The organism is Erwinia sp. B116, from assembly GCF_002865965.1.
GTDB lineage: Bacteria > Pseudomonadota > Gammaproteobacteria > Enterobacterales > Enterobacteriaceae > Erwinia.
This window is the reverse complement of record NZ_JRZZ01000011.1, coordinates 90,188-104,429: the sequence shown is the minus strand read 5'-3', so window position 1 is coordinate 104,429 and position 14,242 is coordinate 90,188. Positions and strand designations below refer to the sequence as shown.

Here is a 14,242-nt window from a genome sequence, read left to right as displayed (position 1 = left end):
TGTTAAAAACCGGCCGCGCTGCCGTTGCTGCGCGGATCGAAAGCGCCTTCCAGCATGCCGTTATTATGGCGTACGATCGCCCCGGCATGGCCCACTGCTTCACTAAAGTCTGCCAGCATCTCCACCTCATGGCCGAGGGCGCGCAGGGTGGCGACGGTCTCCGCGCTGAAACGCCCCTCCAGCTTCAGCGAGTCGGAAGACTGGCCCCAGGTGCGGCCCAGCAGCCAGCGCGGCGCGCTTATCGCCTGCTGCAGCGGCATTCCCTGTACCACGTGGCGGGTGAAGATCGCGGCCTGGGTCTGCGGCTGGCCGTCGCCGCCCATCGAACCGTAGACCATCGTACGGCCGTCGTTAAGCCGCGCCGCCGCCGGGTTCAGCGTATGGAACGGCTGTTTGCCCGGTGCCAGCGCGAGCAGATGACTGGCATCCAGGCTGAACGCCGCGCCGCGGTTCTGCCAGGTAATCCCGGTGCCCGGCAGCACCACGCCGCTGCCAAATTCGTGATAGATGCTCTGGATAAAGGAGACGGCCAGCCCGCTGCTGTCCATTACCCCCATCCAGACCGTATCGCCCGGCCCTTTGCTGGTGCCCCACGGGGCCGCGCGGGTATCGTCAATCTGTGCCGCCAGCTGTGCCAGGCGGTCGCCGTCGAGCAGCGCCTGCATCTCCTCATGCATATGCAAAGGGTCGGTGATGTACTGGTCACGCAGCCCGAACGCCAGCTTGGTGGCTTCAACAATGCGGTGGAGGGTGTGCGCTTCGCTGGCCTCGGCCATTGGCAAGCGGTCGGTGATGGCGAGGATCGCCAGCGACACCAGGCCCTGGGTCGGCGGGGTCATATTAAACACCTCGCCGTACTGGTGCCGGATGCGCAACGGAGTGCGCCGCCTGGCCCGCTGGTTATTGAGGTCCTGCAGGGTGATCGGCATCCCCAGTTCTGCCATGGACGCGGCCAGCCGGTGCGCCAGCGGCCCGCGGTAGAAACTCTCCAGTCCCGCTTCGCTCAGGTGGATCAGCGTGTCGGCCAGGTCAGGCTGGGTGAAACGGCTGCCGGCACGCGGGGCTTCCCCGTCCGGCAGGAAGGTGCTGGCAAAGCCGGGCTGACCGGCCAGCTCGTGCCGTTTGCCGTGGGTGGCGGCGGCCTGCGACTCGGTGACCGGAATGCCGTCTGCCGCATAGCGGATCGCGTCGCCGAGCAGCCTTGCCAGCGGCCGTTGCTGGCCGCCCAGTTCGCGGGAAACGTCAAGCGCTTCCGCCCAGCCGCTGACCGTGCCGGCGACGGTCAGCGCCGAGCGCGGGCCGCGATGGGGAATGGTCGCCGCCCCCTGATAGAAATCAATCGTCGCCAGCGAGCCGGCCGCCCCGCTGGCGTCAATGGCGATCGGCTCGCCCTGCGGCGGCACGATCAGCCAGAAGCCATCGCCCCCCAGGCCATTCATATGCGGATAGACCACCGCGATGGTCGCGGCGGCGGCCACCATCGCCTCAATGGCGTTACCGCCTTCGCGTAACACCGCCAGCGCGCTCTCGCTGGCCAGATGATGGGGGGTGACGGCCATTCCCAGCGGGGCCATATTGCTTTGGTTCATGTTTATCGTCCTCAATCAACGGTGCCCTGACTAAAGCAATCGCCGTTCCAGTTTTTTCAGGCACGGCTTTTGTATACCATCAGGTGAATGAAACAAAAGTTACAGGGACTCTAGCATGATGCAGCTTGATGAACGACTGCGCAGTCAGTACGAACAGCTCTCACCACAGGAGCAGCGGATTGCCGACTTTGTCTTCGACCACTTCGACGATCTGATTAGCTATAACAGTGCCGAGCTGGCGCGCCTGAGCGGCGTGTCCAAAGCCACCGTCAGCCGGCTGTTTAAGCGGCTGGGCTATGAGAAGTATAAGGATATGCGCGATGAGCTGCGTACTCTGCGCCAGAGCGGCATGCCGCTGACCGATAATCGCGACGCGGTACAGGGTAACACCCTGCTGGCGCGCCACTATAAGCAGGAGATGGCCAACCTGACCCAGTGGGTTAACGGCATCGACAGCGTGCAGCTGGGCGAGGTGGTACAGGCACTGGTCAGCAGTAAGCGTTTGTTTATCATCGGGATGCGTAACTCGTGGCCGCTGGCGCTGCACCTGCGGCAGCAGCTGTTGCAGGCGCGCGGGCAGGTGCAGGTGCTGCCGCAGCCCGGCCAGACGCTGGCGGAAGAGCTGGTGGATCTGACCCCTGACGATCTGGTGGTGGTGATGGCCTTCCGCCGCCGTCCGCGCATTATTCGCCCGCTGCTGCAGCAGCTGCAGCAGCGGCAGATCCCCACGCTGGCGCTGTGCGAACCGCAGGCACAGTCGGTGATAGCGCTGGCGCGCTGGCAGCTGTGCGCGCCGCTGGACAGCGTTTCCGCCTTTGACAGCTACGCCGCTGCCAACAGCCTGATCAACCTGCTGGCCAACGCGGTGCTGCACGAACTGCTGAGCGACGGCCGCCAGCGTATTCATCAGATTGCCGGGCTGTACGGCCAGCTGGACGAGCTGGAACAGCGATAGTGGGGCACCGCTTTGGTGCTTTGCATGTTTTTGGGGCGCACGATGCGCCCCTTTTTATTGTCTGAACGGCGCTGGTTTCTGCGCGGTGCCTGCGGCGATCGCCGGATGTCCGCAGCAAATGGTGTGCTGTTTTTCTCTCAACATCAGGAACAGCAAGGCATTTTAAATCCGTCATTGGTCCGGATCGTTCCGGCCAGCAGGAAAATCTTCCCGCTCAACGCGCGCTGGCACATTAGTTGCAAATAATCTCTTTAAGAATCTTTCGTTTCATGATGTATTAACCGGGGAAGAGAAAATGAAAAAAAGTTTATTCGCATTACTGGCCGGTGCGGTGCTGTTCACTCAGGCGACGGTAGCCCATGCAGACCAGCTGCAGGATATTGAAAAACGTGGCGTTATCCGTATTGCCGTGCCGCAGGACTTCCCGCCGTTTGGCTCGGTCGGCACCGATCTGCAGCCGCAGGGTTACGATATCGATATGGCGAAGTACCTGGCGAAACAGATGAAACTTAAGTTGCAGCTGGTGCCGGTGACCAGCGCCAACCGCGTTCCTTACCTGCAGACCGATAAGGTCGACCTGGTGATCTCCAGCATGGGCAAAAACCCGGAGCGTGAGAAGGTGATCGACTTCAGCCGCGCCTATGCGCCGTTCTTCCTTGGCGTGTTTGGTCCGAAAGACGGCACGCTGAAAGAGGCCGCCGGCCTGAGCGGCAAAACCATCGGCGTGACCCGCGGCGCGGTGGAAGACATGGTGCTGACCGAGGTGGCACCGAAAGATGCCCAGTTAAAACGTTACGAAGATAACAACACCACGCTCTCCGCATATCTCTCAGGCCAGGTGCAGTATGTGGCGACCGGCAATCTGGTGGTGGCGGCGATCTCTCGCCAGAACGCGGATAAAGCGCCGGTACCGCAGTTTATGCTGAAGGACTCGCCGTGCTACATCGGCCTGAAGAAAAATGAACCGGCGCTGAAGGCGAAAGTGGACGCATTGATTGAGCAGGCCATCAACGATAAGACGCTGAACGGGCTGTCTGAACAGTGGCTGAAAGCGCCGCTGCCTGCCGACCTCGGCGCATAAGGGCTGAGCAATGATTGGGCAACTGAACTTTCCCGCCCTGTGGCCCCACTGGCCGGAGCTGCTGGCCGGCCTGTGGGTCACCATCCAGCTGACGGTGCTGGCCACGGTGGGCGGCGTCGGGCTGGGGATCCTCGGCGCGGCGCTGCGCAGCGGCAAGCCTTCGCTGCTGAGCCGCATCTGGGGCATCTACGTTGAGCTGATCCGCAACACGCCGTTCGTGGTACAGCTGTTTTTTATCGTGTTTGGCCTGCCGAATCTCGGGCTGAAACTGACGGCGGGCGAAGCCGCGCTGCTGGCGATGCTGATTAACCTCGGTGCCTACAGCACCGAGATTATCCGCGCCGGCATTCAGGTGACGCCGAAAGGGCAGTGGGAGGCCGGCCGGGTGCTCGGCCTCAGCCGCAGCCAGACCTTTCTGCGGGTGGTGCTGCCACCGGCGATGAAGCGGATTTACCCGGCGCTGGTCAGTCAGTGCATTATCGTGATGCTCGGTTCGTCGGTGGTATCGCAGGTCTCCTACGAGGAGCTGACCTTCGCCGCCAACCTGATTCAGTCACGGACGTTTTTAAGCTTTGAAGTCTACCTGGTGACCACCCTGATCTACCTGCTGCTGTCGATAGCGATGCGTCAGCTGCTGCTGGCCGCCGGGCGCAAATGGTTTGGAGAACAGCCCTGATGAACACCTTTACCGACTGGGACATTCTGCGCAATCTGCTGCTGGCCGCACGCTGGACCCTGCTGCTGTCGCTGACCGCCTTTATCGGCGGTACGCTGGTCGCGCTGCCGCTGGTGATGGTGCGCCTGCTGCGCCGCCGCTGGCCAAACCGGCTGATTAGCGGATACTGCGCGCTGTTTCAGGGCACGCCGCTGCTGATGCAGCTGTTCCTCGCCTTCTTTGGCGTGGCGCTGTTCGGCATTGACGTCTCGCCGTGGACGGCCGCGTCGCTGGCGCTGACCTTCTATACCAGCGCGTTCCTGGTGGATATCTGGCACGGCAGCGTGCAGGCGCTGCCGAAAGGGCAGTGGGAAGCCTGCCGCTGCCTGGGGCTGAGCTTCGGTCAGACCCTGTATCGCGTGGTGCTGCCGCAGGCGCTGCGCACCGGTATTGCCCCCACCGTCGGCTTTGCCGTGCAGGTGGTGAAGGGGACGGCGCTGGCGTCGATTATCGGCTTCATTGAGCTGACCAAGGCCGGAACCATCCTTAACAACGTCACTTATCAACCGTTTAAAGTGTTCGGGCTGGTGGCGCTGGGCTACTTCCTGATGTGTTATCCGCTGTCCCGCTACAGCCAGTATCTGGAGAAGAAATTCAATGCCGCTCATCACCATTAATCAGGTGCAGAAATATTACGGCGATAATCACGTACTGAAGGGCGTGGATCTCGACGTTGAAGCCGGGGAAGTGATCTCAATTATCGGCCGCAGCGGCTCGGGAAAAAGTACCCTGCTGCGCTGTATGAACGGGCTGGAAGGCTATCAGGAAGGCAGCATTAAGCTGGGCGGTATCACCGTCACCGATCGCGACAGCCAGGCGCGTGAAATCAGCCGCTCGGTGGGCATGGTGTTCCAGAGCTTTAACCTGTTCCCGCATATGACCGCGCTGGAAAACGTGATGCTGGCCCCGCGCCGGGTGCTGAAAAAAAGCCAGGCGGAGTGCCGCGAGCTGGCCGCCCGCATGCTGGAAAAAGTCGGGCTGGGTGAACGGATGGATTACTATCCCTCCAGCCTCTCCGGCGGGCAGCAGCAGCGCGTGGCGATCGCCCGCGCGCTGGCCATGTCGCCAAAGGTGCTGTTATGTGATGAGATCACCTCCGCCCTCGATCCCGAGCTGGTAGGCGAAGTGCTGAAAGTGCTGGAACAGCTGGCGAAAGAGGGCATGACCCTGATTCTGGTGACCCACGAAATGAATTTTGCCCGTGAAGTGGGCGATCGCGTGGTGTTTATGCACCAGGGGCGCGTCTGGGAGCAGGGCGACAGCAAAACGCTGTTTGCCGCACCGCAGACAGCTGAACTGAAACAATTTATCTCGTCGGTGCGCGGGCTGTAATCCGTTCCCGACCGCCTGAACACAACGTGTGCCGGGCCTCACGGTTTAACGCGGGTTGCGCCCTGAGCAGGAGCCGCAGCCGACGCTTAGTATCAGCTAAAGGAACGCTAATGGACTTATCAACAATTTCGCAAATCAACCCGCCACAGCGCCTGCTGATGGGGCCGGGCCCGATCAACGCCGACCCGCGCGTGCTGCGCGCGATGTCCAGCCAGCTGATCGGTCAGTATGACCCGGCGATGACCCACTATATGAATGAGGTGATGGCGCTCTACCGCGCCGTGTTCCGCACCGACAATCAGTGGACGCTGCTGATCGACGGCACCTCGCGCGCCGGCATCGAAGCGATCCTGCTGTCGGCGATCCGTCCGGGCGACAGGGTGCTGGTGCCGGTATTTGGCCGCTTCGGCCACCTGCTGTGTGAGATCGCCCGCCGCTGCCGTGCTGAGGTACACACCATTGAGGTGCCGTGGGGTGAGGTGTTTACGCCGGACCAGATTGAAGACGCGATCAAAAAGGTCAAACCGCGTCTGCTGCTGACGGTACAGGGCGACACCTCCACCACCATGCTACAGCCGCTGGAAGAGCTGGGGGCGATCTGCCGCCGCCACGGCGTGCTGTTCTACACCGACGCCACGGCATCCTTTGCCGGTAATGCGCTGGAGACCGATGCCTGGGGGCTGGATGCGGTCTCCGCCGGGATGCAGAAGTGCCTCGGTGGCCCGTCCGGCACCTCGCCGATTACCCTCAGCCCGCAGATGGAGGCGGTGATCCGCCAGCGCAAATGCGTGGAGGCCGGCATTCGCACCGACGCCCATCGGGACGGTGAAGACGAGATGATCTACTCCAACTACTTCGATCTTGGCATGATCATGGACTACTGGGGGCCGGAGCGCCTCAATCACCACACTGAAGCCACCAGCGCGCTGTTTGGCGCCCGCGAGTGCGCCCGGCTGATCCTCGAAGAGGGGCTGGATAACGGGATCATTCGCCACAAGCTGCACGGCGACGCGCTGCTGAAAGGCGTGCAGGGCATGGGGCTGGAGACCTTCGGCGACCTGACGCACAAAATGAACAACGTGCTGGGGGTGATGATCCCGGCCGGGGTCAACGGCGACCAGGTACGTAAGCTGATGCTGGAGGATTTCGGCATAGAGATTGGCACCTCATTTGGCCCGCTGATTGGCAAAGTGTGGCGCATCGGCACCATGGGTTACAACGCGCGTAAGGACTGCGTGATGCAGACGCTGAGCGCGCTGGAAGCGGTGCTGAACCACCTCGGCTTCCGCACCACCCAGGGCGCAGCGATGCAGGCGGCCTGGGATCACTACCGCGGGAGCTGCTGATGAGCGATTGCCTGTTAAATGCACAGGCGGCGCAGGTCGCCGCCGCCCGGGTGATGGCTCGCTGCGATGCGCTGGCTGAGCTCAGCGAAACGCCGGGCATGCTGACCCGCGTCTACCTGTCGCCGGAGCATCTGCGCGCCAACGCGCTGGTGGGCAAATGGATGAAGGCGGCGGGCATGCACGTATGGCAGGACAGCGTCGGCAACATTTGCGGCCGTTACGAAGGCCAGACCGAGGCCGCGCAGGCGATCCTGCTCGGGTCGCATCTGGATACCGTGCGCAACGCCGGCCGCTACGACGGCATGCTGGGGGTGCTGGCGGCGATTGAAACCGTGCAGTACCTGCACGATCGCGGCCAGCGGCTGCCGCTGGCGCTGGAGATTATCGGCTTTGCCGACGAAGAGGGCACGCGTTTTGGCATCACCCTGCTCGGCAGCCGCGGGCTGACCGGCAGCTGGCCGGAGAGCTGGATGTCGCATCCGGACGGCAACGGCATTACCGTTGAGCAGGCGATGCGCGATATCGGTCTGAAGCCGCATCTGCTGTGGCAGGCGGCGCGCGACGTTGAGGACTTTGCCGCCTATCTTGAGCTGCATATCGAACAGGGGCCGTGCCTCGAACAGGCGCAGCTGGCGCTGGGGGTGGTCACCGCGATTAACGGTGCCCGCCGCCTGAACTGCCGCTTTACCGGCGAGGCCGGCCACGCCGGCACGGTGCCGATGAGCCACCGCAAAGATGCGCTGGCGGCGGCGGCGGAGTGGATGGTCTACGTTGAGCAGCGCACGCCGCAGCACGATCCGCAGCTGGTAGCGACGGTCGGTACGCTGCAGTGCCAGCCGGGTGCGGTTAATGTCATCCCCGGCGAAGTGGCGCTGACGCTGGACGTGCGCGGCCCGCAGGATCGGCCGCTGGCCGAGCTGCTCTCGGACCTGCTGGTGCAGGCGGAAGCTATCGCCCTGCGTCGTGGCCTGACCTTCAGCTCAGACGAGTATTACCGCATTCCGGCCACCGCCTGCGATGACGGGCTGCAGGCGGCGCTCGGCCGCGCGGTGACCCGTGTTCAGGGGCGCAGCCTGGCGCTGCCGAGCGGTGCCGGCCATGATGCCATCGCGGTGGCCGAACGCTGGCCGGTGGGCATGCTGTTTGTGCGCTGCGATCGCGGCATCAGCCACCATCCGGCGGAAGCGGTGTTGCCGGGCGACGTCGCTCAGGCGCTGCAGGCGTACGTGGAAGTGGTCAGCGATTTCGCCACCCGCTGCTCAGAATAACCGTTCGTCCGTCAGCCGCGGCGGCCGCCCGTGTGCCGCCGCGACCCCTGTTCAGGGGATAATAAACCCGTCCGCTTTTCCTTTGAGACGGAGGCCCAGCCAGGCAGCGGTGCCTTATCTGTTGTGGGCAACGTTGCCTGATTGGTTACGAAGATAGCGGCCGGCGCTGCCTGACCTGACTGGTTCAGGACATTTCGGCCAGCAGCCCGGAACGCTGCGCCAGCGATACCGCCTGCGCCCGGTTACGGGCGGTCAGCTTAATCAGAATGTGCTTGATATGCGATTTGACGGTCTCGGGCGTGATAGCAAGGACAATAGCGATCTCCTTGTTGGAATTGCCTGCCGCAATCAGTGACAGCACCATGATTTCTCGCGGGCTTAATACGTTTCTGACGGGTTGCATAAACTCACCTTGTTGACGCTTATCCTCTGCACAACCTAGACAAATTCGCCCACGGCGTATAAACAAAAGGTGTGAATACTCAGGGCAGGAGCCTGATGAGTTTCGGCACAGTATGGAAAAGATCGGCCTCCAGCGCATAAAATCGCCACGTCGTAGTCAACGGTTTCACGTTCCATGTTGTCGCTCCCTCTCGGTCAGATAATCACGCCATTTTTTTTCAGCCGATCGATGCGCTGTGCGGTAAACCCCAGCGACTGCAGGATGGCGTCGGTGTGTTCACCAAACTCCGGTGCCGGGCGCGGCGTGACCTTGTTAACGCCACTGAGGGTAAACGGCGACGAGACCGTGAGGCGTTCCCTGCCCTGGCGATCGTGATAGGGCAGCAGGCAGGCGTTCAGATGCAGCTGCGGGTCGCTAACCACCTCGGGAAAGGTCTGCACGATGCCAAAAATGATCCGGTGCCGTGTGAGGATCGTCCGCCACTGGTGCAACGTTTTTTGCGCGAAGCGCCGGGTGAATTCGGCGGCCAGTGCACGGGTGTGGCGGATACGGCTGGCGACGTCGGCAAAGCGTTCGTCGCTGCCCAACTGCTCTGCATCCAGCGCAACCAGCAGCTTCTGCCAGTCTTTTCGCTGAAAGGCGCTTACCACCAGCCAGCGGTCGTCCACCGTGCGGTAACAGTTCGAGAGCGCGTTTACCGGATCTTTACGGTCCGCCTGCCGCGCCGGCGTCGCCTGGTTAAGCGCGCCTTCAACATACTCTGCGGCGGTCCAGATGCCGTTGGCGATCAGCGAGGTGGAAACCTGCATTCCCTCGCCGTTTTTTTCGCGCATCAGCAGGCCGGTAACGATCGCCGCATACAGCGCGGTGGCGCTAACATGGTCGCCACACGCGGGCAGGGTCATCACCGGTTCGGCGTCGGCGTTGCGCAGCGTGTTCATCAGCCCGCTACGCGCCCACCAGGCGCAGGAGTCAAAGCCGGGTTCGTTGGCGTCCGGCCCCTGTGCGCCGTAACCGGTGATATCGGCATAAATCGCCCACGGGTTGATGGCGTGCACGCCCGGCCAGGTCAGCCCCAGTCGTTCACGGATCTCAGGCAGGTAGTTGGTGACCACCACGTCCGCCCACTCGATCAGCGGCACCAGTACTTCGCGTGCTTCAGGGGATTTCAGGTCGAGGATCAGGCTGCGCTTGTTGCGGTTGGTCAACTGCCACGCGTAGTTATAGTCGCTGGCCGGCATATTAGGGTTCTGCGACAGCACGCGATCGGGATCGCCGGAAGGCGACTCTACTTTGATCACGTCAGCACCGAAGTCAGAGAGGATGGTCGCGGCGGCAGGGCCAGCGATAAAGGTAGCGATATCCAGCACCTTAAGGCCGGAAAACAGCGGAGACGGGCTGACGGACATCGGGACACTCCTTTTAATGGGATAGTCTGGCGTCGTCGAGTGTAGGCGCTTCAGTGCGCGTTGTTTATCCCCCGGACAGGGGTAAGCAGGGAGGAAGTGGGGCTGGCGAACGCTCGCCAGCCCCTGGATGGGGTCAGAGGCTGAAGCCGTCGGCGTCGCGCCACGCCGGGAAGCGCTCGCGGTAGTCGCGCAGGCTCTCCAGCGACAGGGTGGCATCCAGCCGTGCAGGCTGGTGCGGTTCATCGGCGGCGAGGATTTCACCCTGCGGGCTGATGATCCGGCTGTCGCCGCTGTAGTTGTGGCCGTTGCCGTCGCTGCCGACGCGGTTGCAACCGGCGATATACGCCTGATTCTCAATCGCCCGCGCCTGCAGCAGCGTCTGCCAGTGCAGCGCGCGCGGTGCCGGCCAGTTGGCGACGTACAGCGCCAGGTCGTAGTCGTTCTGGTTGCGGGAGAACACCGGGAAGCGCAGGTCGTAGCAGACCTGCGGCAGAATGCGCCAGCCGCGCCATTCGATCACGTCGCGGCGTTCACCGGCCAGATAGTGCTCGTGCTCGCCGGCCATGCGGAACAGATGGCGCTTGTCGTAGAAATGGACCTTGCCTTCCGGCTCCACCAGGAAGAAGCGGTTGACCGCGCCTTTCTCTACCTGGATCGCCGCGCTGCCTGCCACCATCGCGCGGGTCTGGCGGGCTTTCGCCTGTAGCCAGGTTATCACCTCCGCCTCCGGCAGTGAGCTTTTCGCCGCCTCCATCGCGAAGCCGGTGGTAAACATCTCCGGCAGCACGATCAGGTCGCGGCCGTGGATCGTCGCCAGCAGCTGGTCAAAGAAGCGCAGATTAGCGGCGCCGTCCATCCATGTCAGCGGCTGTTGCAGTACGGTAATTTCTAAAGTTGACACAGGCGCTCCGCGGCAGCGTCCAGCGTGGCTTCCTGCTTAGCGAAGCACAGGCGGATCAGTTTATGGGGGAAGGCGTCGGCGCAGAACACCGACAGCGGGATCGCTGCCACGCCGGCCTCTCGGGTCAGCCACTGGCAGAAGGCCACGTCATCCAGATCGGAGATGGCGCTGTAGTCAGCCAGCAGGAAATAGGTCCCTTCACACGGCAAAATCTTAAAACGGCTGTTGGCCAGCGCGGCGGTAAAGCGGTCGCGACGCGCGCGGTAAAACTCGGGCAGTTCACGGTAGTGTTCCGGGTGCTGTTCCAGCATATCTGCCAGCGCCAGCTGCGCAGGGGTGTTCACCGAGAAGGTCAGGTACTGATGCACCTTGCGCAGCTCGGCACTCAGCACCGGCGGTGCCACGCAGTAGCCGACTTTCCAGCCGGTCATATGGAAGGTTTTGCCGAACGAGGAGACGGCAATCGCCCGCTCGCGCAGCTGGGGGTGCGCCAGCACGCTGGCGTGGCCGGCGGCGTCAAAGCAGATGTGCTCGTAGACTTCATCGCTCAGCACGTAGATTTCCTGCTCCGCAATCGCCTGCCACAGCGCGGCAAAGTCGCTTTTCTGCCAGACGGTGGCGGACGGGTTGTGCGGCGTGTTGAGGATAACCAGCCGGGTTTTCGGCGACAGCAGGCTGGCAAACTCCGCCCAGTCCACCTTAAAGGCCGGAGGCTGCAGCGCAATACGCTTCATCACGCCGCCGGCCAGCGCCACGGCGGGCGCATAACTGTCGTAGCTCGGGTCGAAACAGATAACTTCATCGCCCGGGCGCACCAGCGCGGTAATCGCCGCAAACAGCGCCTCGGTGGCGCCGGTGGTGACGGTCACTTCCGTGTTGGCATCCGGGCGGTAGCCGTAGAGTTCGGCGGTCTTTCTGACAATCGCTTCACGCAGCGGGGCCACGCCGATCATCGGTGCGTACTGGTTAGCGCCCTGGCTGACGTGGTGAGCCAGGCGCTGCTGCAGGTAGTCAGGGCCGTCAAAGTCCGGGAACCCCTGCGACAGATTAATGGCGTTGTGCTGCTGCGCCAGAGCGCTCATCTGGGTAAAAATGGTGGTGCCCAGTGCAGGCAGTTTGCTCTCTGGGGTAAACGACGTCCGGCTCATAAATGATAACCCTTTTACAACGCAGTAAATTGATGTGTTAATCCGCTATTTCTGCCAATATAACACGAGATGATTTTTTGGCAATCAAGACGCTTAGACGGCTATATGTAACAGACAGCCGTCAGTAGTGTCTGAGGTAGAAAGGAAAAATATGACACAACACTCTCAGTTAGATCAGCTGGTTAGCGCCTGTCACTGGATTGGCGAACGCGGCTGGGCCCCGGCCACCGGTGGCAATATGTCGGTGCGCCAGGATGCCGAGTTTTGCCTGCTGAGCGAGTCCGGCAAAGACAAAGGCAGCCTGACCCGCGATGACTTTATCCAGGTCGATATCGCTACCAACCGCGTGCCGTCCGGACGCAAACCCTCAGCGGAAACCGGGCTGCATACGCTGATTTATCGCCTGTTCCCGGAGGCCGGTGCTGTGCTGCACACCCACACCGTAAACTCCACGGTGCTCTCCCGCGTGGAGAAGGGCGCGGCGCTGGAGCTGCAGGGCTACGAGATGCAGAAAACCCTCGCCGGGCAGCATTCGCACCTCGACTGCGTGCCGATCGCGCTGTTTGACAACGATCAGGACATCGACGGCCTGGCGCAGCGTATTGAACAATTTGCGGCAAATACGCCGCTGCGCTACGGCTTCCTGCTGCGCGGCCACGGCCTGACCTGCTGGGGCAAGGACGTTAACGAAGCGCGCCGCCATCTGGAAGGGCTGGAATTCTTGTTCCAGTGCGAGCTGCAGCGCCGCCTGCTGGAGGCCAGATGATCCGCGCAATAATCACCGATATTGAAGGCACCACCAGCGACATCCGCTTCGTACACAACGTGCTGTTCCCTTACGCCCGCGAAAACCTGCCGGCGTTTATCCTCGCCAACCAGGCGCAACCGGCAGTCGCGCAGGCGCTTGACGACCTGCGTGCCGAAAGCGGCCAGCCTGACGCCGACGTACAGTCGCTGATAGACGTGCTGTTCGGTTATATGGATCAGGATCGTAAATCCACTGCGCTGAAGGCGCTGCAGGGCATGGTCTGGCGTGACGGCTACCTGAACGGCAGCTTTACCGGCCACCTGTATGCGGACGTGCTGCCGGCGCTGAAACAGTGGCAGCAGCAGGGTGTGGCGCTGTATGTTTATTCATCCGGCTCAGTAGCTGCGCAGAAATTGTTATTTGGCTACAGCGACGCGGGTGATATTACCGGTCTGTTCAGCGGCTATTTTGATACCCACGTCGGTGCCAAGCGCGAGGTGGAGTCCTACCGCAACATCGCCAGCCAGATTGGTCTGCCGACCGGCCAGCTGCTGTTCCTGTCAGATATTCATCAGGAGCTGGATGCCGCAGAGCAGGCGGGCTGGCAGACGATTCAGTTAATCCGTGGCGAAGCGGATAATGAGAGCCGCCATCGCCAGGTTTCAGGTTTTGATCAGATTAACCAGGAGCTGTTGAACTCATGAGTGCACTGACTATTTTTACCGATACCGAAGCGACCACCCCGGTGTGGCACAGCACCGATGCCGCAGAGATCGCCACCAAACTTAATGCTAAAGAAGTCCGTTTTGAGCGCTGGGAAGCCGACCGCGACCTGGGTGAAAACCCGGATTCCGACACGGTAATCAAGGCGTATCAGCACGCTATCGATCGCCTGGTGGCCGAGAAAGGCTACCAGAGCTGGGACGTGATCAGCATGCGCGCGGATAACCCGCAGAAAGAGACGCTGCGCAGCAAGTTCCTCAACGAACATACCCATGGCGAAGATGAAGTACGCTTCTTCGTTGAGGGCGCCGGGCTGTTCTGCCTGCATCTGGACGGGCACATCTACCAGATCCTGTGTGAAAAGAACGATCTGATCTCGGTGCCGGCCGGCATTCCGCACTGGTTCGATATGGGATCGTCACCGCACTTCACCGCGATCCGCATCTTCGATAACCAGGAAGGCTGGATCGCTAACTTCACCGGCGACAACATTGCCGATGCTTATCCGCGTCTGGACTGATTATGGAAAGCAAACCGGGCTGAAGGACGAAGACATTCGGCTTTGCTCGTGAGGTCCGTGCAGATTGTTTTTCTGGCGGGCAGAGGCTGACCGCATCTGAAGCG

At 62.0% G+C, this 14,242-nt stretch carries 16 protein-coding genes; 11 read left to right on the top strand and 5 right to left on the bottom strand.

From position 1 onward, the window contains the following. Nucleotides 1–2: 2 nt before the first annotated feature. Nucleotides 3–1,589 carry a gamma-glutamyltransferase family protein gene (locus tag NV64_RS10600; RefSeq protein WP_101505881.1) on the bottom strand — a complete coding sequence of 529 codons (1,587 nt, stop codon included), beginning with the start codon at nt 1,587–1,589 and terminating at the stop codon, nt 3–5. A gap of 115 nt (nt 1,590–1,704) precedes the next feature. On the opposite strand from NV64_RS10600, the gene hpxU reads away from it, so the two are divergent. From hpxU to hpxK, 8 genes are all read left to right on the top strand, one after another. Next, nucleotides 1,705–2,544, top strand: a complete 840-nt coding sequence (gene hpxU, locus NV64_RS10595; protein ID WP_101505880.1) for a MurR/RpiR family transcriptional regulator HpxU — start codon at nt 1,705–1,707, stop codon at nt 2,542–2,544. A gap of 42 nt (nt 2,545–2,586) precedes the next feature. Then, nucleotides 2,587–2,790 (top strand): hypothetical protein, encoded by a 204-nt coding sequence (locus tag NV64_RS23145; RefSeq protein WP_146005471.1) that lies wholly within the window; start codon nt 2,587–2,589, stop codon nt 2,788–2,790. 49 nt (nt 2,791–2,839) lie between these two features. Continuing rightward, nucleotides 2,840–3,625 (top strand): transporter substrate-binding domain-containing protein, encoded by a 786-nt coding sequence (locus NV64_RS10590; RefSeq protein WP_101505879.1) that lies wholly within the window; start codon nt 2,840–2,842, stop codon nt 3,623–3,625. A 10-nt stretch (nt 3,626–3,635) separates the two neighbouring features. After that, nucleotides 3,636–4,301, top strand: a complete 666-nt coding sequence (locus tag NV64_RS10585) for an amino acid ABC transporter permease (RefSeq protein WP_056233787.1) — start codon at nt 3,636–3,638, stop codon at nt 4,299–4,301. Continuing rightward, on the top strand, nt 4,301–4,957 hold the full coding sequence (locus NV64_RS10580) for an amino acid ABC transporter permease (protein ID WP_056233789.1): 657 nt from the start codon (nt 4,301–4,303) through the stop codon (nt 4,955–4,957). The genes NV64_RS10585 and NV64_RS10580 overlap by 1 nt, the downstream gene beginning before the upstream one ends. Next, complete coding sequence (locus NV64_RS10575; protein WP_056233792.1) at nt 4,938–5,672, top strand: amino acid ABC transporter ATP-binding protein; 735 nt, start codon at nt 4,938–4,940, stop codon at nt 5,670–5,672. Before NV64_RS10580 ends, NV64_RS10575 begins: the two co-directional genes overlap by 20 nt. A gap of 110 nt (nt 5,673–5,782) precedes the next feature. Next, nucleotides 5,783–7,018, top strand: coding sequence for an alanine--glyoxylate aminotransferase family protein (locus NV64_RS10570; protein WP_101505878.1), 1,236 nt, complete (start codon nt 5,783–5,785; stop codon nt 7,016–7,018). After that, complete coding sequence (hpxK, locus tag NV64_RS10565; RefSeq protein ID WP_056233796.1) at nt 7,018–8,286, top strand: allantoate amidohydrolase; 1,269 nt, start codon at nt 7,018–7,020, stop codon at nt 8,284–8,286. Before NV64_RS10570 ends, hpxK begins: the two co-directional genes overlap by 1 nt. A gap of 184 nt (nt 8,287–8,470) precedes the next feature. Here the strand turns inward: hpxK and NV64_RS23405 are convergent, their stop codons facing one another. The 4 genes from NV64_RS23405 to NV64_RS10545 form a co-directional block, all read right to left on the bottom strand. After that, a complete protein-coding gene (locus NV64_RS23405; RefSeq protein ID WP_158239890.1) occupies nt 8,471–8,689 on the bottom strand; it encodes a response regulator transcription factor in 219 nt (72 codons plus the stop codon). 194 nt (nt 8,690–8,883) lie between these two features. Then, a complete protein-coding gene (locus NV64_RS10555) occupies nt 8,884–10,098 on the bottom strand; it encodes a CaiB/BaiF CoA-transferase family protein (protein WP_101505877.1) in 1,215 nt (404 codons plus the stop codon). A 133-nt stretch (nt 10,099–10,231) separates the two neighbouring features. Further along, nucleotides 10,232–10,999 (bottom strand): amidohydrolase, encoded by a 768-nt coding sequence (locus tag NV64_RS10550; protein WP_101505876.1) that lies wholly within the window; start codon nt 10,997–10,999, stop codon nt 10,232–10,234. Further along, complete coding sequence (locus tag NV64_RS10545) at nt 10,987–12,147, bottom strand: pyridoxal phosphate-dependent aminotransferase (RefSeq protein WP_056233803.1); 1,161 nt, start codon at nt 12,145–12,147, stop codon at nt 10,987–10,989. The genes NV64_RS10550 and NV64_RS10545 overlap by 13 nt, the downstream gene beginning before the upstream one ends. Nucleotides 12,148–12,298: 151 nt before the next feature. Between NV64_RS10545 and NV64_RS10540 the strand changes: the two genes are divergently transcribed. The 3 genes from NV64_RS10540 to NV64_RS10530 are packed head-to-tail and all read left to right on the top strand — an operon-like array spanning nt 12,299 to nt 14,138. Next, complete coding sequence (locus NV64_RS10540) at nt 12,299–12,913, top strand: methylthioribulose 1-phosphate dehydratase (RefSeq protein ID WP_101505875.1); 615 nt, start codon at nt 12,299–12,301, stop codon at nt 12,911–12,913. After that, nucleotides 12,910–13,599, top strand: a complete 690-nt coding sequence (gene mtnC / locus NV64_RS10535) for an acireductone synthase (protein ID WP_056233807.1) — start codon at nt 12,910–12,912, stop codon at nt 13,597–13,599. Before NV64_RS10540 ends, mtnC begins: the two co-directional genes overlap by 4 nt. Next, entirely contained in the window at nt 13,596–14,138 is a 543-nt protein-coding gene (locus NV64_RS10530) for an acireductone dioxygenase (protein ID WP_056233809.1), read from the top strand. Before mtnC ends, NV64_RS10530 begins: the two co-directional genes overlap by 4 nt. The last annotated feature ends 104 nt before the right edge of the window (nt 14,139–14,242 follow it).